Raw genomic sequence first — 25,685 nt, forward strand, 5'->3', positions numbered from 1 at the left:
TTTTTGAAATCAATGTCAACTCCCGCCACCCCGTGATGCGGGTCGTTATTCGATTGAAGAGCCGATGCATGAATCCCTACGCGACGCCAACTCTCAATGAAGCGAAGACTGGCTCGCGAACTCGCAGAATTGGACCGCTGTTAGGTTCCGTTGGCGGCGTCGTGTGTGCGCCGTTTGCCCTGTGGCTTGCGATGATCTCGGCTGGCGCGGGGCACGGCAACTATGCTCTTGCGAAAATACTTTTTCCGATCCAGATGCTATCTACGCTAATGACCGATTCAATTTCGATTCTCGCGCTGGTGACCGCAGTAGTTCAATACCCGTTAGCTGGTGCGCTTGTTGGCTTGCTCTATCGAATTGGCACACGCCAATGCATCGTCGGTTCCGCTATACTGGCTTGCATACATTGCATCTTCGTGTTGGTGGTATTTCGTTTTGGCTCGACTAACTTCTGATGTCAATCGCGGCGAATAACCAAAAATTGCAACGGAGCGACGGGCAAAGGTTTTTCGATAGGCAAAGTCTATTGGCCGTCGCCCGCTGAATTTAGTCGTTACCCGACTGAATCACTGCAAAGGAATGCTCAATGTCAAACGTCACTCTCATGATGGTGATCATTCTTGGATCACCTCCTTTCCTGATTGATACCCGAAATGTACTCCAACGTTTTGAGGACGCGAGAATAGAAACCCAGGGACGCGATCCGTTTGCTGGGACTGGACTCTGCGGTGCACTGCTCCCTGTGCGAGTGCCAGCTGACGTTCACTATATTTCTCTTCCAATTTCCGGATTCAACGACGAACATCTTCGCCTACTTCGTCACTTTCCTAACCTCGTGCAACTGCGAAGCCGCCGCACGCTCACCGAGGCGGAACACAAACTGATTCAATCAAGTGTCCCGAACGGGACATGGCTGCTGTACGGCGTGCAACTGGACGATGGCACGATCGACCGGCAACATGCGATTCGTCCTGGGTATAGGATTGCTAGCGAAGACATCAACGGCGATGGCGTCATAGACGACAATGACTTAGAACTCGTTGACGCAGCAAGCGGCGGGTAACAATGACATGCACGGGAGCACGGCTTGCGGCGTTTTCCGCAATGGATAGTCAACTCTCCGTGCCCCGTGATGTCTGACGTTCGCCGAAAGAAGGATCGTGACGATGCGAAAGTCAATGTTTTGCCTGTGTATTGCATTTGCCATGGGATGCAGCCCTTCCGCCAAGACAAATAATGTTGCCGCACAAATAAACGCGAGTGAGGAAAAAGAACATAGCCGGTATTCGATGCCAGACTTGGCTAAGCATTACTATGAAGGTGATGGAATGGGGGACAACTTAGATTTGTATTTGGACGAAAGCGGAGACTTCATTGCGACACACCATGGTTGCGCGGGCCCAGTTTCTCGCCACCAAGGTAAATGGCAAATCAAAGAGGACAGCGTAGTTTTTTCGCCGCCGATTAAAGAGGGTATGGTTGAATTGACAGTCGCGAAGGTAATCGAGTTTCGTGGCGCGCGTACCCTTCTCCGAGAACAGAATCAACCGTATGTCGAAGTGTTTGGGGAACTGTTCATACTGTACCTGCGTTGACTACAATTGCGAGGTCGACTAGAACACAATCGACGAACAAACCCATGCACCCAAGTTGTCCATCGGGTGCCTTTTCAACGTCACGTTTACTTTGGCCAACTGGGTGATGTGAAACGTTATTTGGCAAAGACATGTCGGACAAAACACTTCTTGAGATACGAAGCCGCTTGCTGGCTGGCATGATTGACTTCATGGAACCCGATGAAGACGAGCCTGAATCCAATCATGATTGCGGTTACACTCGGTCGGATGTTGATAGATGCGCCGAAATCGTCGATGCGTATTTGAGAACGGTAAGTGGGATCTCGAATGGCGACCAATCCGAAATCCTTCGATTGATACAGTACACCGTTGAGCAATTGAATACACTAAATGAATCCTGTGACGGATGTCTGATCGAGACTGATCAGCGCGAGGATTTATGCGCACTGATTCTAACTGCGGCAAAGGATGCTGGATTGGAATCGGACGATGATGTGACTGAACAATGGCGGGAATGGTGAGCCGATCCAGCCAAATAACAAAGCCATGCACGCCGAGCACGCGATCGGCCGTTTTTGACATGGTGGCCTTACTCGCGCGTGCCCTCGTTGTTACACACAAGTTTCAGTAGCTCCGGGGCCGAAGGTTTGCCAGCAAGTGGCGATGAGGTACATCGCTTGAAGGCCAAGCCATACTGTCTGTGGACCAGGCGGACCGGCGTTCTTGCGATTTACATATCCGCCAAGCTGCGCGACCAACTGCGTCATCTCAAGTAACGACGGTGGCTTCTTCGGGAGTGGCTTCCGTTTGACCACTTGCCAAACGCTCTTCCATTCCGCTTCGGTATACAAATGCGAACATGGCTTCTCGGCATGCGTGCGGCTCATCCGACACACATAAAGACTGCGCCATGCCACGATCAAGTACAACGCTAACGCTGGTAAGAACCGATCCATGTGCTCAAAACGTCGTGACTCAATCTTGCAGCCACTCTTGAGCACTTTGAAAAACAATTCGATCATCCAACGTTGTAGGTAGTACTCAATGACTAGTTCGACTTCCTCTCGCGTCGAGATTGGCAAGCTGGTCAGCAACAGCCACTCAATCGGTTCATCGCTCGTGGTTGGTTTCGTTTCTCGAACCAAGACCGCTCGGACTGAAACACCTTCGCGTTTGCCTACACGTGGATCGTTCAGTGTGATCTCACCGCTGTGCACACTTACCAAAACACTTCGATCACGCCGGTCGGCCCGACTTGGATGGTGCTTGAGGGTTGCACTGCCCCAAGATTCCCGGGCGCGGATGTCAAGCTCACGAGTAAACAATGGTTTGCTTTGACGCAATGCTTCACGCACAGGAATCGATGGATTCGATTTGTTTTCCTTGTTCAAAATGCGGTCGCCATCGCTGCGGATCACCCACTCAAAGTCACTTTGTGATCGGCACAAATCGATGACTTCGGTAATGTCGCTCTCGCGATCAGCCAGCATGACGAGTTGTGTTTGGGGTAAGTGCGATTTGACTTCGGCGCAATGTTTGGCTGTGGTGAGCCAGCGGTAAGTCTCTTTCTCTTCGAAGGGTTTATTCTTGATCTGGATTCGTTTTTCGCTTGAGCCACGCTTGGCCGGTTGGTCTGCTCTGGGTTCGCGCGACCAAGCTTCGGCCGATACGGTTCCTAGCGGTGTGCCGTCGGTTGTGAAGGCATGCAGCAAGTGCAACAACGCTCCGCAACGATTTCCGTTTTGCAGTGGGCCGGCCCCTTCGACTTCCGAGTGGGGGCGCGTCAGGTCCAGTTCGGTCGTGTCTTGGATGAGCAAAGCGACTTTTTGGAGTTTGACTCGGCGGTAGGTGCTTTCGATGTGCGGTGCGATGACACTTTCAAAAGTGACTTTGTCATTATCGAAGAAGCGATAGGCGGCGACCATTTCGGCGCGGTCGTTGCAAGCCGCAGGAATGCTTGCAGTAGAAGCTTGCGAGAGGCTATCGAGCAGTTTTTGGAAGCGTTGTTCGAGTCGTTTATCGAATAGTTCGACGTCTTGAATTTCGTCCATGACCCACTGACTCCTCATGATCATTGACCTCCCTGTCAATTAGCGTCACATTCCCATCCCTGTTTAAAAACATCCCAAAAGAATCAGCTTGACCTCGCCAAGCCGAATAGAACAAAATATAGCTTATAAACTTGTGTGTAACAACAAAGCGCGTGCCGGGTGATGGCCGCCGTTCGTCGGGAAGAGCTATCAAGAGACGCTATGCCAATTGATCAACGATGGAACACTTTGACCGCTGCTGATTGGGATGCCTTCGCTTGCGCGTGGCTCGCTGAACTTCGTGGCGAAGCAAACGACGACTCCGACATGGGGCAGCGTGTCGTGATGATGAATTTCACTTCCACCGCCCAACATCAATGGTCGTTCATCACGGCTGCGATCCGCCACGCGAAAACCGACGACGAACTTGGACACATTGCCGCTGGACCAATCGAACACATTCTGGGCAAACACGGGGAAGACTACATCGACCGCGTCGAAGAAATGTCCGCATCAGATCCGAGATTCAAGAAGATGATGATTGGCGTGTGGAAACATATGATGAATGACAACGTTTGGAAACGTGTTCAGGCAATCCAAGCATCTGCAAACGCTGAAACTGAAGAACCCGGACGCGGTTCGTGACGCTGGTCGAACAACGAGTCAATGGCGGTGGAGACGTATTCGCCGCCACAAACCCGACGAACATCTACATGGCCTTTGAAGTCAAGTAGTACGTACGGGTAGACACGGTAAAAGTTTGCCATTTTTTTGTAGCTTGGTTTCGTGAGTTCCCTTTCGCCTTCGCCCTTCACTCACAGTTGCGTTGGTGAAGGGCGAAGGCGGAAGGGAACGGACCAACTCGAATCAATTCCGAATTTTCTATCACTCAGATCGAAACGGTTGTTCTTGTTCCCTTTTGTCGAGCTCGGAGCTTGCACTCTCTCACCCGACTCCTTTGGCTACGGTACTGGCTTGGCTTTTCCTGGGGGGAGGCCACTCGCGGACCGAGCTGATGCTAGCGGTTGTCTTGCGCGTTTCCTTGTCGCTGAACTGCCCCGCTCGCCGGTGCGAGTCGGACCACGTGCTTCCCAGCAAGGCGGTTGCGTTCAAACATCTACCGGTGCTCTGCCAAACAACGCCATGAAGCATTGCTCGGTGTCGGTCTGCGGCTGCTCCGAGGAGCTTACCACATTTCAATTGACCGACCGCATAGAAACTCATTCTGACCTGCTCGCTGCTATTCAATAGGGTTGGCTTTCCGGCCACGCGCGCTCTTTACGAGTCATGCAGACGCGGTTCCAGTTCGGGTTCAGCTAGTCGCTCAGGTGCAACATTTGCCTCAGTTCGGTGGAGTACTCCTGGTCTTCTGGATGGTTCTACTGGTTGGTTCTTTTCTGTAAGCAAAACGCTTCGCCAAGCCTCCAATCAATGCGCGTAAGCTCGAAACATGCGTCCGAGGAAAGCCTTTCAGGTCAGGCGGCTCCTCAGGGAGCCTCTGCCTACAACGACGGGTTCTTTCGCAGCTCTCTTAAAACGGCTCTGTTTCCTAGTGGCTTAGTTCGCCGGCCTGGCTAGCTTGGCGAAGCGAGTTCTCTTGTGTGTTAGGTTCCTATAATTAAGGTGGTGTGTAAAACAAAGCTGCTTCGTTGATTTTTAGCTGAGTAAGCGGTTGAGGTCGAAGACTTGACGACGTCTAAGCATAAAGTAGACGGCCCGACCAAGCTTGACGGCCAAGATCGAGTTGGCTCGAGCCACTCCGTGCTTGCGTTCGATTCGCTGGCAGAAGGCTTTCACTTCTGGCGACTGGCGTTTGATCAGTGGTACGATTTCGCTGAACGCCCATTTGAGATATGCGTTGCCAATCTTGCGACCGGGCGAACCGTAGTTCTTGCCTGCTGAAGTATGCTGACCGCGAACCAGCCGAGCATAGGAGAGGAACTTTCCGACTTCACCAAAGCGTCGGATGTTGTGGATCTCGTAGAGGATCGTCATCGCGATAATGCGTCCAACGCCGGGGATCGTTTGTAGCAAGAAGAAGTTGTTAGGGTCGTGAACTTTGGCAGACCGCTCGAGGAAGACTTCCAGGCGTTTGATGTGTTGATCGTAGTCGTGAAGCAGTCCTAGGTCGGTTTCGACGGAGAAGTGCAGTGAGGGATCGGTGAAGGCATCGGAGACTCCGGCGCGGTTACTTGCATACTGGAGCTTTTTGGTCGGTGGCAAGTTGGCTTGATGATGCAGGTGGGTTAAGTGCGTGAGCGTTTCGCCTCGGCGGCGTACCAGATGCATGCGTCGCCGCAGCAGATCACGAGTGCTGCGCCAGGCGGCGGGATAAGCGTAGGCGACGGCAAAGTTTCCACCGCGAAGCAGGTAGGCGAGTTTTTCGGAATCGATCGCATCGTTTTTGACTTTGCCGGCATGGATAGCGCGTAGATAGAGGGCGTGGCCCAGTACAAAATGGATGCGTTGAGCTTCGCACAGGTCGCAGAGCCAGTACCAGTTGAAGGTCGATTCGCATCCGATGACGAGGTTGGAGCGAAAGGGCAGTAGTTTTTCGAGGAAGGTGGCGGTATCGCGGGTATGGAAGTTGGCGTGGAGTCGTTTTTCTCCTTGGGAATCGACGACGCAGGCGTACATACTGTTGGCGTGTAGGTCGATTCCGCAGTAGAATTGATGCTGATTTTGATAGAATTTCATCGTGCGTGTCTTCTTGGGTTGAGGGTGAAACAGTTTTAGCCAGCGATAGATTTCGCTTTGGAGTGTAAGCTCCATTGACGAACGTTTTACAGCTCCGACTGTAATGGAAAAACTGCCTCACCCAAGGAGGCCATGATGAGTATCAATGCGTTGCACCGAAGCACGACACGGTGTGTTTTTGAACTAGGTAGCGTTACCGGGTCGTGCTCGGTGAACGCCGCCGTTATGCGGTAAAGACTGTGACGAACATGACCATAGACGAATTCCTTCGGTTGACGAGAGTCCTCGAACTCTACTGCCTTGTCCCTTCCGACCCCGAAAAGGCAGCAGCCAATTTCGAGTCACGGTTTGCGCAGGAGGGTTTTGAGAGCTCACGAGTTCTGGCATGTTGGCCGTTCATCCGGTATTCGGAAGACCCGGACAATAGACAGAAGCGCTGTGAAGTTCACGCCGAGATATTGACTATCTCTCCAGAAGATGCAATTCAAGTTGCCACGTCATTACTTGAGAATGTCGCTGTTGGCGACACATTGACGATCAGAGATCGCTACGCGACCGAGGACGAGTAGCAGACGAATGCTGTCGAATCCGTGTTTAAGTGAAATCCCTTGCAGGATATTGGAATGAGATCATCTGTTGCCTTGTGCTTGATCATTGTCGGAGCCGTCATGGTTCTTGGGCCACTGGTATTGTCTTACCTATATCATGGTGAACCGCCAGTTCATCGAGATGCAGGAATAGGATATTCATGGGCATGCTTCCTTGCTGGCTGTGCGACGATTACGACCGGCATTTTTTCATCGCTTGGCGTGGCGTCCGCACCTGACATTCCAGTGGCCTCGAAAACCAAGACCGCATAACAATGCGCTGCCCTGCAGTGCTCGAAAGGCCGCTTTCTGATGGCAGAGTCTTTCGCTCGCACTCGGTTATCGCTGTCGTTCGTCCTTAAACATGTTTGCAGCACCACCACATCTAAACTTGACCGTCTTGCGATCTCCGGACATCGATCGGGCGTCCAACTTTTATTCGGCGCTGGGACTGCTGTTTACAAAACACCGCCACGGAACTGGACCGGAACATTACGCGTCCTGTGTAAACGGTTTCGTCTTCGAGATTTACCCACTTGGAAAACACCCGCCTACAATTGGAACAAGGATTGGCTTTTCCGTGAATGATGTCGATGCCATTGTCCCGATGCTTCTAGGGATCGGTGCTGAATTGGTCTCGTCTGTCGCTGACAGCGAATGGGGACGCCGAGCCGTTGTCAAAGATCTCGATGGTCACATTGTTGAATTGCTGACTCCTCCCAATCGTGATAAGATCGTAGCGTCAGACTAAACTTAAACTGGCGCGATGAAGTTGAAACACTCGAAAGTAAAGAATCCGGGTGACGCGGGCAGGCAATGCAAATACGGACGAACAAGCGATTGCACCGAAGTCGCGGGTCGGCCGTTTCCTGGTGGTGAGTTTACTTGCCGCGATATCGGTGAATCGTGGCGTTATCACGCTTGCTGTATGACAAAACCAAATCCATTTCGGAAACCTGCCATCTCGGAAAGCGAATCTGTTGCCTCACAATTTCCGTTTCTAAAAACGTTCTTTATTCTTCTTGGACTGCTTGCTTTCGTAAACGTAGTCTTGTTTATTATCGGCTTCGCAAATGCAGGCTGGGAGGGAACGCAACCATCACCGTTCTGGCGGTTTGCTGGACGCGTTGCGACTGTTCTGCTCGCACCCTACTTCTTCTGTCGCGAGGTAATCGACAAGATTCCATTGCTCGGACAATATGACGACTTAATTGGATTCATCGCTGTGCCCATTGTGGAGTCATTTTGTTTGACCCACTTCATCCGATGGATGTACAATCGACGAATACATCGCAACGTCAACGGAAAATGAATCACGTGATAACTATGCCGTGCACCGGAGCGGCGTCAGGGCGTTTCCTGATGGTTAGTTTTACTCTCGCCGCCCTGTGACGGCGGTCGTTATTTGGCTCAGAACTCGCAGTGTCTCCTTTCTCATCGACCACAAATACCCACACCACTGACTTTCGATGCGATTACGGAACTCCGACGTCAGTACCCTCGATTGCGCGATGATTACTTCGAATACTTATCGGCTGTCGGATGGGGCGAAACCGACGCTGGGCCAAACATCTACTCAGGCCCAATTGACCCTGGCGAAATATACGGTCATCGTGATGAACACAGTGGAATCTTGCTGCTTGGAGACGACTTCCAGGGCTATTGTTTCGGGTACAATACAAAGACTGAATGCTACGGTGAAATCTCGGATGACGCCCGTTGGGAACCTTGGGCCAACGATCGTGGGATCAAGCACTACGTAGCTGAACCCAACGAAAACGCCAACTAACAATGCCGTGCACGCGGAGCCGCCGACGGCGCGGTTTGCCAATGGAGAGCGTTTCTCCGGCGGCCCGGTGACGGCCAGCGTTCTGCTATTCAAGATTCATGCATACAATCGGAGACAAAACGCGACTCGCCTTCGTGACTAGGACGTACGAGGATCATCCAACGTCGTCGGCGCTGACCGTCGACATCATTGCCGGCGATCGAACGCTTACAACGCGCGACAATATCGTCTATGTACCCGAATTTACCTGTGCGATGGAGTACGCCGTTAACCGTTACGCCGAATCGACTCACTGGCTTCAACCCGTTCCCGAAATCGATGGAATGAATTTGGTTGAAGCCCACCTCTACTTTTTCAATAATGATCGCTCAAGGAGATGTTTTGACTGGGGGCCGACAACGGACGATATTTCATCGTATCTCGTACCTCATAATGACACCCTTTACTTGACGCATTTCTTGTTCTCCGAAAACGAGGACTATGAAACCAACATTCCAATCATAAGAGGCGTCAAACTGCACTATCTTGAATTCCTGGAGACGTTGTACCTTCAATGGAAGCTAATGCAGGAGTACAATACCTCGATCGTCGGAAGCCAAGTAAACGTCAAAGAACTCGTCGTACCGAGGTCGATCAAACGCACCTGAAGCGATGTAATCCGGCCGAAATAGCGCAGAACAATCCGATGCCCCCAAGTTCGCGAATGGGTGTTTTTTCAGTGGAAGAGTTCACTCCGCGAACTGGGTGATCGGTGGCGTTATGCATTGGAAAATTGATGCACGAGTACCTCCAAAGTTCAGACCTAATAGACTGGAGCGATCTGCAGATTCAGGCCGTTGCAAAATCGCTGGCGAATCCGCAAGCCCCGCTTGAAACTGCATCTCGATGTTTTTATTGGGTGCGAGATGAGATTCAGCACAGTTTTGACATAAACGCTCGATGCGTTTCTTGTACTGCTTCCGAAACTCTGAAAAGTCGCACAGGTATATGTTACGCAAAGTCACATTTGTTAGCGGCGATGCTTCGTGCCAATGGAATCCCGGCTGGCTTCGGATATCAACGAATTTTACTTGACGATGCGGGGATTCGATTCTGCTTACATGGATTCAATTTTGTGCACTTGAATACCTATGGCTGGTACGCCATTGATCCACGCGGTAATCGAGACGGAATAAGGACAGGCTTTGACCCACCCAATGTCACATTGGCGTTCGATACACGGTTGCCTGGGGAAGAAACGTTGACCACAATATTCGCAGATCCCCTTCCAAGTGTCGTAGCGTGCTTGCGCTCAAACAAATCCGTACACTCCTTGCGAGACGCCTTACCAGACAAAGATGCATAACAAAGGGTTGCAGACGCAGCCCTCGATCAGCTGTTTTGACTTGCGCCCGAGTCAATCGCTCGGGCTCGCTGAACCCTGCCGTTCGGTAACATTCCGATGAGCATGCCTCAGCCAATATTCGTTGCTCTCATCGGCTCAACTGCCGACATAGTTCGTCGCGCCAAAAAACATTTTCGACTCCGCGCGCCGGGAATCGGTGCAGCCTATTTGGCTTCGCTGGACACAGAACCAACTGATGACATTCCGGCGCTAACACAAATTCCTGCGGCTCAAATTACCCTTTGGATCGCGCTTGACGCCAAGTCGTTTTCGGCGGCACAACTTCGTCATCGTGCCGACATGCAGAATCCTCGATACGGCCGTGGGTTCTACAATGAACATTTTCCAGAACCTTGCATTCTGGTAGACTTCAATCAATCGCCCAAAGAATCGAAAAACCAACTCTCCGAACTCGCACAGCGTATCATCGATGCCTGGTACGCAACGTCATGACGGCACCGAACCAAGCGATGCACCCAAGTCGCCGGTCGGCCGTGAATTTGAATCATAGTGTTTTGGCGGCGACTGGGTGATCGCCGCCGTTATCCGCTTAAGAGTGCCTATGGCAGAACGCCGCTTCACTTCGTACGCCCATGAAGACTTCTCCGCCCGCCAACTTGGTCGGTTGGCAGAACAATACGATGGCGTCGACATGGCAGTGCTAAAGCGTGCAACCCCAGAACGGTTTCCATTCTTGGTGAGATCCGAGTCTCATCCGCTTGGCTACGATGGTTGCTGGTGGAATCCATACTGCGGTATAATGATCGAAATGAATGACGATTCCGTCGAGGATTATGCGTTTGTTGCATATCTCATCGAACATGCATATCCACGATTCGAATCGTTTGACGATGCGGAACAATGGGCGAAAGAACTCGATTGGCCGCGGAAGTCACTCGACGAACTGCCAGACAATGGCGGATAACACCAGGATGCACCGAAGGCGGCGAGCGGTGCGTTTTGCCAATGGAGAGTTCATCGCGCCGACTCGGTGATCCGTACCGTAATCCTTTTCAATCATACAGTTTTGAATGACGAGATTCTTCCGGTTGACAGTTTGGGTAGTTGGCGTTGCGATATGTTTTTTGACTGCCGCAACATTTGCGTACTCCCAGTTTCGCTTAAGTCGCTTGAAGTCACAGACTATCTCGGTGTTGTCCTGGGGCGGTGGCTCTAGTGCAGACCAAGAGATGCTAGCTCGAATGCGAGCGTATATATCTGAGGCAGGTTGGTTTACACTACAAACTCCTAGAATTGCATCAGTCACAATTTACCAACGGGATGACTCCTTCGAAATTGGCGTTGATTGGATCGGTAACTCATCAAACGTCGATGCTGTAAGATTTGCTTTCGACGAGGCTTCTTCGTTTGTTGTGCCTATCGCCAAGTACGAGCTTGCGGAACACGAAAAAGATTCGTCTGAGCTCTTACTTTTTGAAGCGTCCTTTGACCATGATGCGTTTGAAGATCACATCACGTCAATGCACTTCCGCAAACTTTCATCCGTAGTGTTAATGCGGAATGGCACACAGTACTCAGATGATTGCCGACCGCCAATCTACGAATACAGAACCGGGTATGGTGGACACTTGATCGAAGACTCAAATTGCCAACGGTGTAGCCTGTACTTAAGTCAACCTTCCGATTAAATTTGTAATAGTATAACAATGCGTTGCACCGCAGTGGCACTCGTTGCGTTTTTGAACTTATAGGCGTTCCCTCGTGCCACTCGGTGAACGCTGCCGTTCTGCCCCTAACTCACCATGTCGAGATCGCTATACATCAACTTTCGCGATAGCGGCTTTTGGGCGTACGACGTTCCATCATCGGTGTTCCTCAAGTTCCTGATCGATGCTGCAACCGAGCGATTGGCGTCGGGAACCGACCCATGGCTCTCCGACGCGATCCAGAACTGGCGTGTGAGTGCTGCCATCTCTGATCTGTCGCATTACGCGGACGACGACTGGTCACAATCTCAGAGTGATACTGTGATTGGATTGTGCCGAACTGCCGTCAACGCGATTCGCTCTGGCGGCGATATCCCCGCCCGTGAAATTGAATCCTGGCAGATTCTTGACGATCAACGGATATTTACGCGAGGCCATGATATTGTTCCATGCGAGCCTGTCGCACGACTTGGCGAGGCGTTCATCGAACTACTAAATAACACACTGCCAGAACCGCCTGAACACCACTGGTGGTTCTTCACCCTGGACGAGAATCCAGATACAATTGCCATGCGCGTGGATGCGTGATGCACCAATCGGGGCAGAACAATGCGGTGAACGGGAGCCGCCGGTGACGCGGGATTTGAAATCATAGTTTTTTTGCGGCGGCCCCGTTACCGCTGTCGTTATCACTCAGATGGAGTGGAATTTGGCACTCTTTTCTAGATACCTTTGGCTAGTTGCTGGCGATCCTGATCAATCGTGGTATTGCCACTGCCGAATCGGAGTTGTCGATGCACCATGGCATAACCTAACAACACATCCAGTTGGCGGAACAGGATGGTTATGGACTTGCGCATATTGTTCTCGAGCGTTCAAGTTTGCAATCGCCACCAAAATACGGGGATCAATTGCTAGAATCGCGAAACGAGGAACGCCGCGCACACAAAAAGTCATTGCACAAGACGGTAGCATCGCGGAAAACGTTGTCCTCGCAACGCCCAATGACTGGATAGAATTAGTCGCTCCTATACAAACCTCAATAAAGTTGGGTGAACGCTACGTGTTCTTTGATGGTCGGGCCCTTCCTGCTCGCCATGGTCCAGTTAAATTCACGGGATTGTTTCGATCGCATGACTTGCCAGATCTTCCACATATTGCGGAGGACTTGGCCATGGAGACTATTTACAATCCCGATTACTGGGTGAACACTGACAAGTGATAACAAAGCGTTGCCCCGAAGACGCGTAAATAGCCGGTTTTGAAAATTTAGGTTTACTTCCGCGTCTCGGTGAACGCGGGCGTTCTGTGCCTCAACTTTCTCGTATGAACGCAAAACCGAAACTGATTGCTGACATCCGGTACTACGAGAATCCGGGGCGTACCGAATACGGCAACGTCCGCCATGATTCGCTCGGCAATTTGTACCCGATTCCATTCCGATCGTTTGGCGCAATTGGCGATCGTTTTGCTTGCAAACTTCGCGAACGTGAATTCACCCTCCCTGGCTTCGATCACCTCTACGTGATACTTACACCAACTTTGCCAACCGGGAATGCCGAACCGTCAACACTGAACATCGACGCACGAATTCGATACGTTGATGTTGGATTATCGCTGGACGATTGGGGCTCATTCGACGACGATTCAAAACATGACCTGATTGTCGATCTGACGTCTTCCGCGATACGTGTTTTTGACGGCAACACCGATACGCTGGAGAATGTCGCTGCAGACCTAAAGCGATGCCGCTCCAGACTAGAAATCATCGTGAAAACAAAGGAGACTTCATCATATCGGGTCGACGTGTCGTTCCAAATTCGACCAATGCAAGAACAGTCCATTGCATTTGTGTCCTACACTGACAAACGAGTCGGACAACGCGGGCGTACTATGCTCACGAAACTACTGTCCGCGAATGATGTGTATCCACTCTGTGGATCAATTGATGTTTGCGACAAATTGATTACAATTAAACCCAGATCATCATCACGTTCGGCAGTGATCACCGATAGATACAATGTCCCACTGACTGTCGCCTTGGACGCCGTTCTCGCAGCACCCGGCACAGAACAAAGCGATCCACCCAAGTCGCCGGTCGGCCGCGAATTTGAGTCATAGTTTTTTGGAGGCGACTGGGTGATCGCCAGCGTTCGTTGCGAAAGTAGGAGATCTACTCTTGGTGCATTACGCTAAACAAGCAGGCTTGCTTCTCATCATGTTCTGCTTTGCGAACATTTCGTTATCGCAGGAGACGATGCGAACGCCGGAGCAAACCCATGAGTTACCTACAGACGACAAGGACTCATCAAGTGTTCGTGCCCATATGCGGCGAGTTCAGGCATCATTTGTTGAAACTAATGATTCAGTGTGGTTTCGAGTCGCATTTGTAGCAACGGTTACCGAGATACGTTCGCTTAAGGAGTCGGATAAACTTGTGGGATCACTAACCGGCGAGGAAACTGAGGTTGCCGTCCTTCGCATCCACGCTGTCGGCATGCCTGATCACGCAACATTGAAAGAAAGCAAAGTTATTGTTTGTCCGGTTGGGAAGCTACGTGACGTGTGGTTTCGATTGCATACACAGAAGACAGAAACACTTCTTGAGTTCAATCGCATCGGCAAGCGAGAGTTTATACAGAAGTTTGGTTGTTAGTCGATGCTCGCAACGAACCATGCGATGCACCCCAGTCGCGGAGCCGAGCGTTTTGACAATGGAAAATCTTTCGCCGCGACGGGCTGATCGCGATAGTTCGTCAGTAATAGAATGGAGTTTTAAATGTTCAAGTTTCTACAATCGTTTGCCCTCGCAAGTTTACTTTTAAGTTGCAGTTTTCTTTGCGCTCAAGATTCCAATGGAGTTCAAAGAATTGTGGGTGACAACGTGCTAGTTGTCGTTCCTGAGTCCGAAAAAAGAATCTACGCGTTTAGCAGAGTTGTCGGTTATGGTAAAAAAACCGAGCTGCAACCTCATGAGCAGAACTCAATCAATGTCTATACTTCGAGGAATCTTGTGTTGTGTAAAACTTCGAAAGAGGTGTTAGTCTTTAATGCATCTACTGCCAAGTGGCACAAACTTGAATTGCCAGACTCTGAAACTCCAGAATCGGTTCTGATTATCGATGACATGGCTGAGGTGAAGACGAAAGAAACAATTTACTTTTTCTGTAGTACTAGCGGTGCTTGGAATGGGGTGAATATTGTAACAGGCATGCCGCAACATTTCGAAGACCGAATCGAGTCCAAGAACACACCACGCCAATAAATAGATCTGACTGACGAACAAAGCGTTGCACCGAAGTGGCACCCATTAACTTTTTCAACTTGTTAGCGTTCACTGTGCCACTCGGTGAACGCCGACGTTCTGCCAATGAAGGTTCCAACTTTGTGACGCAAGCCTACTTGATCAAACCGGCGGTCGTTGCTCCGATCATCGCGATCACGGTGATCGTTGGGCTCGCCTTTACTTGGTCGCTTTGGGCGCTTATGGGGATTCCCTTCGCAATCCTTGGCACCATTTGTGGCCAACCTAATCTAAACCTCGCTGACGGCTGTTTGGCTCTGATCGCCGTAGGCGTTGGCTTGCTGATCGCCATATTTCATCGAGAGATTGGTTTTGCCATCGCCGGATCTTCGTTTGGTGGCATGCTCGCTGCTGCTGCGGAGAAAACAATACGCATGGTGCCGTATGAGGGCGAATTGGGGGCGTCATCGGATAAGAACGGCGATCCATAAAAACTGATACAATGTAGAAAGACGTGGCAGAACCAAGCGTTGCACACGGAGCCGCGGAGCCGAGCGGCTTGACAATGGGGAATCGTCCGCCGCGGCCCTCGTTGTTACACACAAGTTTCAGTAGCTCCGGGGCCGAAGGTTTGCCAGCAATTGGCGATTAGGTACATCGCTTGAAGGCCAAGCCATACTGTCTGTGGACCAGGCGGACCGGCGTTCTTGCGATTTACATATCCGCCAAGCTGCGCGACCAACTGCGTCATCTCAAGTAACGACGGTGGCTTCTTCGGGAGTGGCTTCCGTTTGACCACTTGCCAAACGCTCTTCCATTCCGCTTCGGTATACAAATGCGAACAAGGCTTCTCGGCATGCGTGCGGCTCATCCGACACACATAAAGACTGCGCCATGCCACGATCAAGTACAACGCTAACGCTGGTAAGAACCGATCCATGTGCTCAAAACGTCGTGACTCAATCTTGCAGCCACTCTTGAGCACTTTGAAAAACAATTCGATCATCCAACGTTGTAGGTAGTACTCAATGACTAGTTCGACTTCCTCTCGCGTCGAGATGGGCAAGCTGGTCAGCAACAGCCACTCAATCGGTCCATCGCTCGTGGTTGGTTTCGTTTCTCGAACCAAGACCGCTTAGGAAAAAGAATGGGGGGCGTATTCTGCGTGATGCATGGTTGGCGGTCTTTAGTGTCGATGAACGTAAGGCGTCGGGAATCTATGCAAACAAGTCTGGAGTGAGGGCGAGTGACAAAGGCTTCTTGCCGATGTCCCTGGCGGATTACTTATCGCTGCTTGACTGGACAGGGCGTCAGGGGCGGCCCGATAAGCGAGGTTCGGTTCCTGATGGGCTCAAGCCTATCTTGCAGCGGCTTGGTATTGAGTCATCGATGTGGTGCGATCTGGTGTGGAATTTCAAAAAGTACTTTGGCAAGAGTGCTGGCCGGCCAGCGAGTATGCGTAACGAAGCCGAACGAAGTGGTCGTGCATGGTCTCGCGGCCAAAGAGCCGCCGCTAGTTGCTTTGCGGGCAGTTAGTTTGCGCTTACGATCAGTAACGTGGTACGTTAAACGCGAACCAGAACGAACTTACCTGTTTCGCTTTTTAATTTGCATTAATAAATGGCGCAGCTTCGCAGCTCAAGAGTTCCGGTGTCTGGTAACCTGGGGTTCCGCTTCGTGCCTCAGCTCCACCCCAGGCTGGTGAATGCCGCTACTTCGTAGCTCGAGTTGCAGCGAAGAAAGATGGCAAAAGAAAGATGGCAAAAGAATGAAGGCAAAAGAATGAAAACAGCGATTCATTCTTCTGCCCCCCATTCTTCTGCCAATTCCAAGACGTGTTGGGGTTCCGCTTCGTGCCCCAGCTCCACCCCAGGCTAGAGAATGCCGCTACTTCGTAGCGCGAGATGCAGCGAAGAATGAAAGCAAAAGAAAGATGGCAGGAGAATGAAGGCAGGAGAATGAAGGCAGGAGAATGAAGGCAGGAGAATGAAGGCAGGAGAATGAAGGCAGCGATTTATTCTTCTGCCTTCAATCTCCCGAGTTCAACTAGTGCTCGCCATTTCAAGCGGCGAGAACAAGTTAAACTCGGTGGATGGGCAGGGCTTCGGTGTCTAACTTACCAGCCTTATTCACCCATGAGACGAGCTCGTGGGGTTAAGTAAAGATTTGGTGATAAAAAGACTTTGTAGTCCGTCCACAATACAAGTAAGATGGACCTTCAGTCCGTCCATCACGAAAACCTCGATCCCGCCCTTACGATTCGAAGCTCTAGAGCGACACCCGAATATACTTCGCGAATTCTTCGAGCGACCAGGTATTGATTACGCTCTTGGCGGCGATTCCTGCTCGCCGAGCTTGTTGGATACCGAAATGCATCAATTCCAAATTGTCGATTGAGTGCGCGTCGGTGTTTATCGTGAACAGAACGCCAGCCGCATTGGCGGACATCGAATGTACGTCGGAAAGGTCCAGCCGATAGGGGTTCGAGTTGATCTCAAGGATTTTGCGATGTTCCGCAGCCGCCTGAATCACCGCATCCAAGTCGACTTCATAAGGATCGCGACGTCCAATCAATCTTCCAGTCGGATGTGCGATGGCCTTTACGTAAGGATTCTGAATGGCGTTTAAAATGCGTTCAGTAATCTTTTCGCGGCTCTGCTTCTGCCCGTAATGAACACTCGCCAACACCCAGTCAGCTTGCGCCAGAACATCATCCGGAAGATCCATCGTTCCATCCTCCAAGATGTCGCATTCGATCCCTTTGAAGATCCGAAATCCCGAGTCATCGGCAGCGTTGATCGCATCGATTTCCTTCCATTGTGCAATCGCACGTTCCGCCGTTAGGCCGTTGGCCATCGACACGCGTTTACTATGATCGGTTATGGCGATATGCGTGTAACCTTTTCGCTTGGACGCTGCCACCATGCTCTCGATTGACTCCGTACCATCAGTCGCTGTCGTATGCATATGCAAGTCGCAGCGGATATCCTCAAGTTTGATTGTTTGCTGCGAGCGATCTTCAAACTCACTGTCGAATTCGAATCTGCCCTCGCGAAACTCCGGAGCAATATATGGCAATCCAAGTGTACGATAGATCGCTTCTTCTGTTTCGCAGGGTGCCGATTGGTCAGGCATCTCGGTAGGAAACAGTCCATACTCATTCAGCTTGTAGCCCTTGCCCTTCGCTATCTGGCGAACGCGAATGTTATGTTTTTGGGAACCCGTAAAGTACTGTAGAGCGGCTCCCCATGATTCGGCTGGCACAATCCGCAAGTCCGCTTGGAAAGAAGACTTGAGCCGTACGCTCATCTTCGTGTCTCCCCGCTGCAAGACTTCCGTCAAGTCTTTGAAGGCAGCCAGATAGTCCATCGCGTCCGTCGTGTTCTCGCTAACTGCCAAGATATCGATGTCGCCGACTGTTTCGCGTCCGCGGCGGAAACTTCCCGCGAACTCAAGCTTCTGAATCGCGTTGCATTGCAAAAGATAGTCGCGGAGAGCGTTTACTAGCTCTGTCGCTTTGTCGATTCGCATTCGTTCGGCCGCGGCTTCGGCAATCGAAATACCATGCAGGATCGTTTGTTCCGTCTTGGCGCCAAAACCCTTCAGCCCTTGCAGCTTGCCAGCTTCCGCCGCTGCCTTCAGTGACGCCAAGTCGACGATTTTTAGTTGCTCGAATAAAATGCCCACTTTCTTCGCACCAAGACTTGGAACCGACAGCAGCGGCAACAGCGTCGCGGGATATTTCGCCCGCAATTCTTCAAGAGCTTTGATCTTCCCTGTTTCGAGCAACTCTTTCGATTTCTCCGAGACAGCGGAACCGATGCCCTTGATCTCAGAGACGTCCTCTCCTTTTTTGATCATCGATGCTAGCGACGACGGCAGTTCGCGTATAGCTTGTGCGGCGTTGCGGTAAGCTCGGATGCGGAAGGCATTTTCACCTTGGATCTCCAACCAGTCCGCGATCTCTTCAAAATGTTCTGCAAAAGTAGAGTTTTCAATCGTCATCTCGTATCGCCAGCAAAATTGAATTCAAAAGTTAGTTCCCTCTATTCGAGCGTTTTCAGAGCTATCCGCAAGGGTCACGGGCGTCAATGGAATATTGTGAAACTGGTCTTGTTGGTATAGTGCTACAAACATTTGCATTTTGTTCGTAGTCCCGCCTTTAGGGCGGTAGTGCTTGCGAGAATGTGCAAGCCGACGCCGTTTAAAATGCGGTACTTCATACAACGACTTAGGCCAGCAGATCTTGACCGTCGACATCGCTATTGAAGCTTGTGAACTTACCAAGCGATACAAAGGTTACTGTGCTTTGGATGCACTTTCACTGAAAGTGCCGGCTGGGATCGTGTTCGGACTGCTTGGTCCCAATGGTGCCGGAAAGACGACGTTACTGCGGACGTTGCTCGGGTACATCCGTGCATCAAGCGGCAAGGCTTCGATATTTGGCAAAGACGTTCAGCTCGATTCACTGCCAATTCGTGCCATGACGACCTATCTTCCTGCGGAAGCTAAACTGTTTCGCATGATGAGAGGCAAAGCGGTGCTCGATTTCTTTTGCCGCGTTCATCCACATGGGAACTTGCAACGCGCTCATCAAATCGCAAAACGCCTCGACCTGGATCTGAGCCGTTACGTGGCGTTCATGTCGACCGGTATGCGGCAAAAGCTGGCGATCGCGAGTGTGCTTTCGACGGACGCGCGGTTGATTGTGTTAGATGAGCCGACAGCGAACCTTGATCCGAATGTTCGCGGCGAAGTTCTCACGTTGATTCAGGAGTCGCATCAGCGAGGTGCAACCGTCGTGCTTTCGTCGCACATCTTGGACGAGATCGAACAGATCTGCGATCATGCCGCGATCGTCCGCAGCGGCAAGGTCCGTCGTGAAGTCGACTTAAAGAAGCTTGGCCAAGTCTATCAAATCCGTGCGAGCCATCCTGGTGAACCCGCCACGCTGAACTACACACTGCCAGCAGGGCTAGCCATGCAAGCCAGCTCTAACGGTGTGCATCAATTCGAGTTAGATGTCGATCAGTTGGATCTAGATTCAGCGATTCGATTGCTTCAGCAGTACCAGTTTCGACTTTCTAACATTGCCCCATTGGGACTTCAAGCGGTTTACGCATCGTGTTCAACATCCTGTTAAGAAAATATGCCGGCGACTCTTGGTTGCTGCTGCTCTGTTCGTCGATCATTTTGCTCATGTTTACATGGGTCAGGATTTGGACCGTCGCGCAGTTTGAATTGAGTGGCTTTCAGCCACTACTGGATCAGATTCGGATCTTCGAAAAATTTTCACCCGTGCCGCTCGAACAATTTTTGACTTACGAGGGAGTCATCGGACTTTCTTTCGCCGAGCCGATTTTGATGTTATGCATCTTAACGTGGTCCATCAGTCGCGGGTCTGATGTTGTGAGTGGTGAACTTAATCGTGGTTCGTTAGAAATGTTACTGTCGCAACCGATTAAGCGCCGCAACCTTATTTTGGCGCATGGAATTGTTAGCGTCCTGGGGCTCGCAATCTTGTGCATGGCTGCGTTCCTAGGCATTTTTGCTGGCATCCACACAAATTCGACTGTTGTAGTTGAGCAACCCAATTCGACCGAGATCTTCGGCATCGACGTATCTGGTTTGTGGGGAACAGAACCAGTGCGTAGAATGGCACCACTCACGGAGCTTGTTAACGTTGCAGATTTTATTGCCCCCACGCTCAACCTGTTCGCGCTAGGCTTCTTTGTGCTCGCTTTGTCGGTGCTAGTAAGTTCAATCGACCAATATCGATGGAGGACGATTGGGATTGTCATTGGTATCTATATTTTACAAGCACTGCTGTTCGTGTTAGGAAAATCGACTTTGAAGACTCGGTTTTTGATCCCCTTCAGTTTCCTCAGTGCGTATCAACCAGATTGGATCGTGCATGCGACGACGCATTTAGATATTGAACCCTCGGCTTTCTTCATCAAGTCTAAAGATTGGTTAGGCTTCATACCCGGTCCTGCGGGTTTCAGCGCCATCCTTTTAACGCTGGGACTAGTTTGCTATGCCTTAGCAATCTTCGCCTTCTCGAGACGCGACCTGCCCGCTCCGGTCTAAGTGTTTGAAATGCGTCTGGAGTTCCCGATCTTTGACGCTCATATCTCAGGCGTTTTCGCAGCAAATCCCCACAAGTGATCCCGATTGGGCTCGAATGCCTGCAGTTGAGCCAACATTTTACCCACCGGCCCATCGTCAGGGTATTTGACCGCAAGTTCGCTCAATAAGCTTGATGCTTCCTCAATCTTCTGACCTTTCAAGCATTCGACGACGGACTCGAAATTGCGGGCCAACTCGATCTGAGCTTCGTCCGGGTTCGTAAAAAGTTCGAACGTTCCAACTGCATCATTGATATTGACTAGTTTGGCTCGACCAAGTGGACGTGTGAGTCGGTCTGTCCCCTTAATAGCATTCGCAGTTGCTTCACTGATCACTACAGAAACACTTAAGTGTTTAGCAAGACCTTGAAGGCGGCTCGCTATGTTTACGGTATTGCCAAGCGGGCCGTATTTGAACTTTCGACGCGAACCAGTATTTCCGACGGTTGCCGACCCGGAGCAAATTCCGATGCAAAAGTCGATCGGTTCGCCTGTGATATCGAGCCATTTTTGATCGATTTCGGCGCGCACAGCAAAGATATCGACGGCAGTCTGGCATGCGCGAGCCGCGTGATCGACTTGCGTTTGCGGGGCGCCCCACATAGCCATCATCTCGTCACCGACGTAGTCGACTACAACACCTTGTTGTTGAAATACCGTCTCGCTCAGATAGTCCATTACTTCGCTGATCCATCGCAGTCCTGTTCGGGAGCCCAGGGCTGAGCTTATAGAACTAAAGCGGACAACATCACAAAATAGAACCGTAATCTCCGCTTGCTGTCCCTCCAACATTGATGGGTTACGTTCAAGCTCCCGGACAAGCTCCGGTGTAAAAAATTGTTCGAATTGAATTCGCGTTTCGATTGCCTTGCGTGCCTCGTGTTCGCGAGCGATTCCCGTCGCAGTACTTCCCGCGATGACTTCCACCATAGCCGCCTCCAGGTCGGAGATTTGCGGCCCCGATTTCGTCGGTTGCGATTCACGCGTGCCCACGATCGCGCCAATGATCTCATTGTCGGAATCGAAAATTGGAGAGGCCACGATGGTTTCAATCCCGATCAAGCTTCCTCGCAAATCAGTAGATTCTGGCAATTCACGGATCGTTTCTTTCGACTGAAGCATGCGATCTAGGATACGCTTGCTAGGTTGCTTCTGACCGGTCGACAGAAAACGACTTGCGCGTTCGTTCACCGCTTCCACAATCCACTCGGAACCACGCCTGCGTAAGGCAACAATCGTATCAAGTCCAATGATCTGCCCGACAGCTTCAACGGCTTGTTCCCAGTAATCGCTTCTACCAGCGGCACTTCGCAAGACTTGCATCGTTTCGTTCAGCCAATGGAGCAGTTGATCTGACGAGAGCTGCGGCAGGGAAGAAAACTGCAACAACGATGTTTGTCGCAAGTCCTTCGCACTAAAACCTTGCTGCAGTTCACGGGAGGTCGGTTCAGATTGGTCGTCCGCATCCGACAGCTGGATCGTGTACTCATCGACCTGAACGCTTGCCGGAAGGTCGATTTCGATGGAGCTGAGCGGTGGAAGCGATGGCTGGTTTGATATGTGCACCATCTGCGAGCGACTCAAATTTTTGATTCGCACGCGCGCGTTAGGGCCCGACTCGGTTTCGTTACAAGTGATCAATAGGTGCTCACGCGAGATCGTAAGCTTGTCCAATGGCGCTAGAATCAAACGCTCTTCATCAGCACTGTGGTTGAACGGCAAGGCCTCGCCAGCACGCTGCCGTCCGATTTGCAGCTGTCGGTTCACTGCGACGTCAGCACACAGTTGGCCGCCGAAGTGGACGCGAATTCTTACAGGCTTCTGCTCAGAAAGACTCATACAGTTGGGACCATTGGTTCCGTCAAGACAACGCAATCACGAGCCGCAATGATACAACATTGTGGGATTTTTTGTATCGCTTGGTCAATATCCTGCAGTAAAGCACACTCTGCGTTAAGAAATTTGCAAGCTACGTATTCACTTGATGTTATCAGTTACAATCACCAAGATTAACTGGAACAGAACGAACATGGGGCATGACAATCATCGAGAATCCAATGGAAGAACACACGCCACACTCCCTTCCAAATCGTTCCACTTCCAGTGAAATTTCGCAAGCTGCGATGCGTGATGACGAACCAAACGACGGAACAACATCGAATTCGGATCCCGCCAGCCGCAGTGCTTCGAAAGTCAGCTCAATCGCAGAAAGCGTTTTGAACGGCTATCAAAAGCGCGATCCGAACTCTATCAAGCTTGAGCGTATCACCGGTTGGATCGTGTGGTTAGTACTTACGGGGATCGGGGTTGTCGCTTGGTTGATCGCCTACGCAAGTTCGTTGGTCCCGCTAGGGTTGGGAATACTTCTTGGTGTAATCATTGTGCTATCGGTCTGCCTCGCGTGGTTGGCACATGTCTTCCCACGCTGGCAATATGAAGCAGCCGGTTGGCTGCTGACAGACAAGGGATTGACTGTTCGATCGGGTGTGTTTTGGCGCAAGGCAATTACGATTCCTCGTTCACGAGTGCAACATGCGGACGTTCACCAAGGCCCGCTGATGCGAAATTTTGAAGTCGCAAATCTGATTATTCATACTGCCGGAACGGAGAACGCATCGGTGGAACTGAGCGGACTGAACCGCGCTGTCGCAGAACGACTTCGCGACGCCCTAGTTGAAGATCGGGAGTTCAACGATGCCGTTTGATCCTAATATCAACGACCAATCGACGCTGCCGGTGCCGATGAACCGAGCCGATCCGATCACATCGCCACGTTGGCTGCATCCGCTGTCGATTTTGTTTGATTCGCTTGCACATCTTCGAGCAGTGCTTGTACCCTTGCTTTTTGGCGGCTACGCAGCGTTCCAAGGCATGAAGCTTGGCGTTGTGATTGCATCATTTATCGTTTTGATCAACATCTTTTTTTCAGTTTTGAGATTTGTTTCAATTCGGTATCACCTGCAAGGTGAGGACCTGATCGTTGATGAAGGGATACTATTTCGAAAGCACCGTACAATTCCCGTTCAGCGAATTCAGAATATCGATCTAAAGCAGAATGTGCTACATCGCATCTTTAAAGTAGCCGAAGTGAGAATCGAGACGGCTTCGGGGAAAGAGCCTGAGGCGATCTTGCGGGTAATCTCGCTTGATGATGTGCAGGAGTTGCAGAGTCAGGTCGGATCGCTGCGACTGCATCGACGCGAAAGCAGGTCAACTGGCGAGGTAAAACACTCGCAACCTAGCGATGGTTATACTGACGTCGGCCAGGTCTCCGAAGCTTTAGCTGCAAGAACTGAGTCAGGCGATACAAGGGAACTGGCAACAAAGACTTTGTTGAGTCTATCGTTGAAAGATTTAGTTTTAGCCGGGCTGCTCAGCAACCGCGGTATCGTGTTGTTTGGTGTGATTTTCGGCCTGCTGTTCCAAATCGATTGGTGGGACGCTCGCGAATCGGTGCGAAGAACGCTGGAAGGGCTCTGGCAGTCGGCATCTTGGGTTGTCGTGATTCCGGCACTCTTCATCGGCATTGTGTTTGTAGTCAAAGCCTTCTCGATTGCGTGGTACGTAATGAGGTTTTATAACTATCGATTGGAGCTGACCGATGATGACCTTCGCATTCGATGTGGTTTATTTACGCAGCTGTCGGCAACGATTCCTCGACGGCGCATCCAGTTGATCAGCGTTCAACAGTCTGTTTTACAAAGATTCTTTAAGCTGGCGACGATCCGGGTTGAGACTGCGGGCGGGGCTGGCAAGTCGGAGGACGCTTCGTCGTCGATTGGGCGGCGTTGGTTTGTGCCGATCATCGCGGAAGCGAAACTGCCTAACGTTATAGAGGAACTGAGGCCAGGGATCTTGTGGAAGCAGGAGTTGCTGGATTGGAAATCGCTATCGCCACGAGCTGGGAAACGACTGCGTCGAATTGGAGTACTCGTTGCGATCGCAGCATCGTTGTCGGTTGGAATTGCTCTTCGTCCTTGGGGCGGCTTGATTTTGCTGTTCGCGATACCGCTAGCGATTTGGTATGCCAATAAAAAAGCGAAGTCGATGCGTTACGCCCGAGGAGCGAATCAAGTCTTTTTTCGCTCAGGAGTGCTGGATCGAAAGTTCTCGACGACGTTTCTAGATAAGGTCCAATCGTTTGCTGTGCAACAATCCCCATTGGATCGTCGTTGGTCAATGGCATCGCTCGCAGTCGACACTGCAGGAGCCGGACCTGCCAATCATCGCATCGTCGTACGAATGCTAGACGCCGATTTTGCTCAAGCCGAATTCGAAACACTTCCATCAGCCAATACTAGGTGATGCGATACTGCGGCAGGGTCGTTTTTGCGTGATATAGTAACTATTGGTTTGAAGTCACCACCAAGCTTGTCTTGGTGGATTTATGATTCCAACCGCAGAGATTGGATCATCGTTCGACTGGGACAAGCCCAGTCGTGACACAAAGGCAGTAATGCGTTAGGCTGGTTATGATCCAGTTTCGACCGAGGCGAGCTCAGTCGGGCAACATACCGCGTAGGTGGTTTCGAAGTTTGCTGCTATGGCTGTTCAAGCCAAACTGCTCAACTAAGAAGACTGC

32 protein-coding genes are annotated in these 25,685 nt (G+C 51.1%); 25 read left to right on the forward strand and 7 right to left on the reverse strand.

Translation table 11 applies throughout. From position 1 onward, the window contains the following. Positions 1–68: 68 nt before the first annotated feature. The 4 genes from SH451x_RS08100 to SH451x_RS08115 all read left to right on the forward strand — a co-directional run bounded on the left by SH451x_RS08100 (position 69) and on the right by SH451x_RS08115 (position 2,098). On the forward strand, positions 69–455 hold the full coding sequence (locus SH451x_RS08100; protein ID WP_479361942.1) for a hypothetical protein: 387 nt from the start codon (positions 69–71) through the stop codon (positions 453–455). Positions 456–586: 131 nt separating this feature from the next. Then, a complete protein-coding gene (locus SH451x_RS08105) occupies positions 587–1,063 on the forward strand; it encodes a hypothetical protein (RefSeq protein ID WP_479361943.1) in 477 nt (158 codons plus the stop codon). Positions 1,064–1,166: 103 nt separating this feature from the next. Further along, complete coding sequence (locus SH451x_RS08110; protein ID WP_479361944.1) at positions 1,167–1,595, forward strand: hypothetical protein; 429 nt, start codon at positions 1,167–1,169, stop codon at positions 1,593–1,595. A gap of 131 nt (positions 1,596–1,726) precedes the next feature. Continuing rightward, positions 1,727–2,098: a hypothetical protein gene (locus SH451x_RS08115; protein ID WP_479361945.1), complete on the forward strand. Its 372-nt coding sequence runs from the start codon at positions 1,727–1,729 to the stop codon at positions 2,096–2,098. A gap of 90 nt (positions 2,099–2,188) precedes the next feature. Here the strand turns inward: SH451x_RS08115 and SH451x_RS08120 are convergent, their stop codons facing one another. Then, positions 2,189–3,646, reverse strand: coding sequence for an IS4 family transposase (locus SH451x_RS08120; RefSeq protein WP_479361946.1), 1,458 nt, complete (start codon positions 3,644–3,646; stop codon positions 2,189–2,191). A gap of 183 nt (positions 3,647–3,829) precedes the next feature. Here SH451x_RS08120 and SH451x_RS08125 point away from each other — a divergent pair, with 183 nt between their 5' ends. Next, positions 3,830–4,252 (forward strand): DUF6869 domain-containing protein, encoded by a 423-nt coding sequence (locus tag SH451x_RS08125; protein WP_479361947.1) that lies wholly within the window; start codon positions 3,830–3,832, stop codon positions 4,250–4,252. 300 nt (positions 4,253–4,552) lie between these two features. Here SH451x_RS08125 and SH451x_RS08130 read toward each other — a convergent pair whose 3' ends face one another. Further along, entirely contained in the window at positions 4,553–4,831 is a 279-nt protein-coding gene (locus SH451x_RS08130; protein ID WP_479361948.1) for a hypothetical protein, read from the reverse strand. A 432-nt stretch (positions 4,832–5,263) separates the two neighbouring features. Beyond that, positions 5,264–6,379, reverse strand: coding sequence for an IS110 family RNA-guided transposase (locus SH451x_RS08135; protein WP_479361949.1), 1,116 nt, complete (start codon positions 6,377–6,379; stop codon positions 5,264–5,266). Between the two features lie 173 nt (positions 6,380–6,552). Here SH451x_RS08135 and SH451x_RS08140 point away from each other — a divergent pair, with 173 nt between their 5' ends. From SH451x_RS08140 to SH451x_RS08190, 11 genes are all read left to right on the forward strand, one after another. Continuing rightward, positions 6,553–6,873: a hypothetical protein gene (locus tag SH451x_RS08140; RefSeq protein WP_479361950.1), complete on the forward strand. Its 321-nt coding sequence runs from the start codon at positions 6,553–6,555 to the stop codon at positions 6,871–6,873. A gap of 54 nt (positions 6,874–6,927) precedes the next feature. After that, positions 6,928–7,164, forward strand: coding sequence for a hypothetical protein (locus SH451x_RS08145; RefSeq protein ID WP_479361951.1), 237 nt, complete (start codon positions 6,928–6,930; stop codon positions 7,162–7,164). Positions 7,165–7,255: 91 nt separating this feature from the next. Continuing rightward, positions 7,256–7,642 (forward strand): VOC family protein, encoded by a 387-nt coding sequence (locus tag SH451x_RS08150; RefSeq protein ID WP_479361952.1) that lies wholly within the window; start codon positions 7,256–7,258, stop codon positions 7,640–7,642. A gap of 15 nt (positions 7,643–7,657) precedes the next feature. Next, a complete protein-coding gene (locus SH451x_RS08155; RefSeq protein WP_479361953.1) occupies positions 7,658–8,203 on the forward strand; it encodes a hypothetical protein in 546 nt (181 codons plus the stop codon). Positions 8,204–8,296: 93 nt separating this feature from the next. Continuing rightward, on the forward strand, positions 8,297–8,680 hold the full coding sequence (locus tag SH451x_RS08160; protein WP_479361954.1) for a hypothetical protein: 384 nt from the start codon (positions 8,297–8,299) through the stop codon (positions 8,678–8,680). Between the two features lie 98 nt (positions 8,681–8,778). Next, positions 8,779–9,327: a hypothetical protein gene (locus SH451x_RS08165; RefSeq protein ID WP_479361955.1), complete on the forward strand. Its 549-nt coding sequence runs from the start codon at positions 8,779–8,781 to the stop codon at positions 9,325–9,327. Between the two features lie 128 nt (positions 9,328–9,455). Beyond that, positions 9,456–10,025 carry a transglutaminase-like domain-containing protein gene (locus SH451x_RS08170; RefSeq protein ID WP_479361956.1) on the forward strand — a complete coding sequence of 190 codons (570 nt, stop codon included), beginning with the start codon at positions 9,456–9,458 and terminating at the stop codon, positions 10,023–10,025. A 96-nt stretch (positions 10,026–10,121) separates the two neighbouring features. Next, complete coding sequence (locus SH451x_RS08175) at positions 10,122–10,517, forward strand: hypothetical protein (protein WP_479361957.1); 396 nt, start codon at positions 10,122–10,124, stop codon at positions 10,515–10,517. Positions 10,518–10,626: 109 nt separating this feature from the next. Next, positions 10,627–10,989 carry a hypothetical protein gene (locus tag SH451x_RS08180; RefSeq protein ID WP_479361958.1) on the forward strand — a complete coding sequence of 121 codons (363 nt, stop codon included), beginning with the start codon at positions 10,627–10,629 and terminating at the stop codon, positions 10,987–10,989. 106 nt (positions 10,990–11,095) lie between these two features. After that, positions 11,096–11,713: a hypothetical protein gene (locus SH451x_RS08185; RefSeq protein WP_479361959.1), complete on the forward strand. Its 618-nt coding sequence runs from the start codon at positions 11,096–11,098 to the stop codon at positions 11,711–11,713. Between the two features lie 114 nt (positions 11,714–11,827). Continuing rightward, on the forward strand, positions 11,828–12,319 hold the full coding sequence (locus SH451x_RS08190) for a hypothetical protein (protein WP_479361960.1): 492 nt from the start codon (positions 11,828–11,830) through the stop codon (positions 12,317–12,319). A gap of 134 nt (positions 12,320–12,453) precedes the next feature. Here SH451x_RS08190 and SH451x_RS08195 read toward each other — a convergent pair whose 3' ends face one another. Continuing rightward, positions 12,454–12,591 (reverse strand): hypothetical protein, encoded by a 138-nt coding sequence (locus SH451x_RS08195; RefSeq protein WP_479361961.1) that lies wholly within the window; start codon positions 12,589–12,591, stop codon positions 12,454–12,456. A gap of 466 nt (positions 12,592–13,057) precedes the next feature. On the opposite strand from SH451x_RS08195, the gene SH451x_RS08200 reads away from it, so the two are divergent. From SH451x_RS08200 to SH451x_RS08215, 4 genes are all read left to right on the forward strand, one after another. Continuing rightward, positions 13,058–13,852, forward strand: coding sequence for a hypothetical protein (locus tag SH451x_RS08200; protein ID WP_479361962.1), 795 nt, complete (start codon positions 13,058–13,060; stop codon positions 13,850–13,852). 61 nt (positions 13,853–13,913) lie between these two features. Continuing rightward, positions 13,914–14,387: a hypothetical protein gene (locus SH451x_RS08205; protein WP_479361963.1), complete on the forward strand. Its 474-nt coding sequence runs from the start codon at positions 13,914–13,916 to the stop codon at positions 14,385–14,387. A 123-nt stretch (positions 14,388–14,510) separates the two neighbouring features. Next, entirely contained in the window at positions 14,511–14,996 is a 486-nt protein-coding gene (locus SH451x_RS08210) for a hypothetical protein (protein WP_479361964.1), read from the forward strand. 35 nt (positions 14,997–15,031) lie between these two features. Next, positions 15,032–15,466 carry a hypothetical protein gene (locus tag SH451x_RS08215; RefSeq protein WP_479361965.1) on the forward strand — a complete coding sequence of 145 codons (435 nt, stop codon included), beginning with the start codon at positions 15,032–15,034 and terminating at the stop codon, positions 15,464–15,466. Between the two features lie 104 nt (positions 15,467–15,570). Here SH451x_RS08215 and SH451x_RS08220 read toward each other — a convergent pair whose 3' ends face one another. Then, positions 15,571–16,104 (reverse strand): IS4 family transposase, encoded by a 534-nt coding sequence (locus SH451x_RS08220; RefSeq protein WP_479361966.1) that lies wholly within the window; start codon positions 16,102–16,104, stop codon positions 15,571–15,573. Positions 16,105–16,151: 47 nt separating this feature from the next. Between SH451x_RS08220 and SH451x_RS08225 the strand changes: the two genes are divergently transcribed. Continuing rightward, positions 16,152–16,511, forward strand: coding sequence for a hypothetical protein (locus tag SH451x_RS08225; protein WP_479361967.1), 360 nt, complete (start codon positions 16,152–16,154; stop codon positions 16,509–16,511). A 732-nt stretch (positions 16,512–17,243) separates the two neighbouring features. Here SH451x_RS08225 and polX read toward each other — a convergent pair. Further along, the gene (gene polX, locus SH451x_RS08230; RefSeq protein WP_479361968.1) at positions 17,244–18,980 is read right to left on the reverse strand and encodes a DNA polymerase/3'-5' exonuclease PolX; all 1,737 of its coding nucleotides are present in this window, start codon (positions 18,978–18,980) and stop codon (positions 17,244–17,246) included. Between the two features lie 172 nt (positions 18,981–19,152). Between polX and SH451x_RS08235 the strand changes: the two genes are divergently transcribed. Beyond that, on the forward strand, positions 19,153–20,118 hold the full coding sequence (locus SH451x_RS08235; RefSeq protein ID WP_479361969.1) for an ABC transporter ATP-binding protein: 966 nt from the start codon (positions 19,153–19,155) through the stop codon (positions 20,116–20,118). After that, positions 20,100–21,065, forward strand: a complete 966-nt coding sequence (locus SH451x_RS08240; protein ID WP_479361970.1) for an ABC transporter permease subunit — start codon at positions 20,100–20,102, stop codon at positions 21,063–21,065. Before SH451x_RS08235 ends, SH451x_RS08240 begins: the two co-directional genes overlap by 19 nt. Before the next feature lie 38 nt (positions 21,066–21,103). Here the strand turns inward: SH451x_RS08240 and SH451x_RS08245 are convergent, their stop codons facing one another. Continuing rightward, the gene (locus SH451x_RS08245; RefSeq protein WP_479361971.1) at positions 21,104–22,942 is read right to left on the reverse strand and encodes an adenylate/guanylate cyclase domain-containing protein; all 1,839 of its coding nucleotides are present in this window, start codon (positions 22,940–22,942) and stop codon (positions 21,104–21,106) included. 218 nt (positions 22,943–23,160) lie between these two features. Here SH451x_RS08245 and SH451x_RS08250 point away from each other — a divergent pair, with 218 nt between their 5' ends. After that, positions 23,161–23,808 carry a PH domain-containing protein gene (locus tag SH451x_RS08250; protein ID WP_479361972.1) on the forward strand — a complete coding sequence of 216 codons (648 nt, stop codon included), beginning with the start codon at positions 23,161–23,163 and terminating at the stop codon, positions 23,806–23,808. Beyond that, the gene (locus tag SH451x_RS08255) at positions 23,798–25,408 is read left to right on the forward strand and encodes a PH domain-containing protein (protein WP_479361973.1); all 1,611 of its coding nucleotides are present in this window, start codon (positions 23,798–23,800) and stop codon (positions 25,406–25,408) included. Before SH451x_RS08250 ends, SH451x_RS08255 begins: the two co-directional genes overlap by 11 nt. The last annotated feature ends 277 nt before the right edge of the window (positions 25,409–25,685 follow it).

The organism is Njordella aestuarii (genome assembly GCF_056494165.1).

Bases quoted from the DNA above. Each gene is read 5' to 3' on its own strand.
- SH451x_RS08165 (WP_479361955.1), top strand. From the start codon at position 8,779: ATGCATACAATCGGAGACAAAACGCGACTCGCCTTCGTGACTAGGACG.
- SH451x_RS08115 (WP_479361945.1), top strand. From the start codon at position 1,727: ATGTCGGACAAAACACTTCTTGAGATACGAAGCCGCTTGCTGGCTGGC.
- SH451x_RS08185 (WP_479361959.1), top strand. From the start codon at position 11,096: ATGACGAGATTCTTCCGGTTGACAGTTTGGGTAGTTGGCGTTGCGATA.
- SH451x_RS08120 (WP_479361946.1), bottom strand. From the start codon at position 3,646: ATGAGGAGTCAGTGGGTCATGGACGAAATTCAAGACGTCGAACTATTC.
- SH451x_RS08245 (WP_479361971.1), bottom strand. From the start codon at position 22,942: ATGAGTCTTTCTGAGCAGAAGCCTGTAAGAATTCGCGTCCACTTCGGC.
- SH451x_RS08175 (WP_479361957.1), top strand. From the start codon at position 10,122: ATGAGCATGCCTCAGCCAATATTCGTTGCTCTCATCGGCTCAACTGCC.
- SH451x_RS08190 (WP_479361960.1), top strand. From the start codon at position 11,828: ATGTCGAGATCGCTATACATCAACTTTCGCGATAGCGGCTTTTGGGCG.
- SH451x_RS08130 (WP_479361948.1), bottom strand. From the start codon at position 4,831: ATGAGTTTCTATGCGGTCGGTCAATTGAAATGTGGTAAGCTCCTCGGA.
- SH451x_RS08195 (WP_479361961.1), bottom strand. From the start codon at position 12,591: ATGCGCAAGTCCATAACCATCCTGTTCCGCCAACTGGATGTGTTGTTA.
- SH451x_RS08110 (WP_479361944.1), top strand. From the start codon at position 1,167: ATGCGAAAGTCAATGTTTTGCCTGTGTATTGCATTTGCCATGGGATGC.
- SH451x_RS08105 (WP_479361943.1), top strand. From the start codon at position 587: ATGTCAAACGTCACTCTCATGATGGTGATCATTCTTGGATCACCTCCT.
- SH451x_RS08255 (WP_479361973.1), top strand. From the start codon at position 23,798: ATGCCGTTTGATCCTAATATCAACGACCAATCGACGCTGCCGGTGCCG.
- SH451x_RS08170 (WP_479361956.1), top strand. From the start codon at position 9,456: ATGCACGAGTACCTCCAAAGTTCAGACCTAATAGACTGGAGCGATCTG.
- SH451x_RS08140 (WP_479361950.1), top strand. From the start codon at position 6,553: ATGACCATAGACGAATTCCTTCGGTTGACGAGAGTCCTCGAACTCTAC.
- SH451x_RS08100 (WP_479361942.1), top strand. From the start codon at position 69: ATGAATCCCTACGCGACGCCAACTCTCAATGAAGCGAAGACTGGCTCG.
- polX (WP_479361968.1), bottom strand. From the start codon at position 18,980: ATGACGATTGAAAACTCTACTTTTGCAGAACATTTTGAAGAGATCGCG.
- SH451x_RS08210 (WP_479361964.1), top strand. From the start codon at position 14,511: ATGTTCAAGTTTCTACAATCGTTTGCCCTCGCAAGTTTACTTTTAAGT.
- SH451x_RS08150 (WP_479361952.1), top strand. From the start codon at position 7,256: ATGTTTGCAGCACCACCACATCTAAACTTGACCGTCTTGCGATCTCCG.
- SH451x_RS08135 (WP_479361949.1), bottom strand. From the start codon at position 6,379: ATGGAGCTTACACTCCAAAGCGAAATCTATCGCTGGCTAAAACTGTTT.
- SH451x_RS08200 (WP_479361962.1), top strand. From the start codon at position 13,058: ATGAACGCAAAACCGAAACTGATTGCTGACATCCGGTACTACGAGAAT.
- SH451x_RS08145 (WP_479361951.1), top strand. From the start codon at position 6,928: ATGAGATCATCTGTTGCCTTGTGCTTGATCATTGTCGGAGCCGTCATG.
- SH451x_RS08155 (WP_479361953.1), top strand. From the start codon at position 7,658: ATGAAGTTGAAACACTCGAAAGTAAAGAATCCGGGTGACGCGGGCAGG.
- SH451x_RS08250 (WP_479361972.1), top strand. From the start codon at position 23,161: ATGGAAGAACACACGCCACACTCCCTTCCAAATCGTTCCACTTCCAGT.
- SH451x_RS08125 (WP_479361947.1), top strand. From the start codon at position 3,830: ATGCCAATTGATCAACGATGGAACACTTTGACCGCTGCTGATTGGGAT.
- SH451x_RS08180 (WP_479361958.1), top strand. From the start codon at position 10,627: ATGGCAGAACGCCGCTTCACTTCGTACGCCCATGAAGACTTCTCCGCC.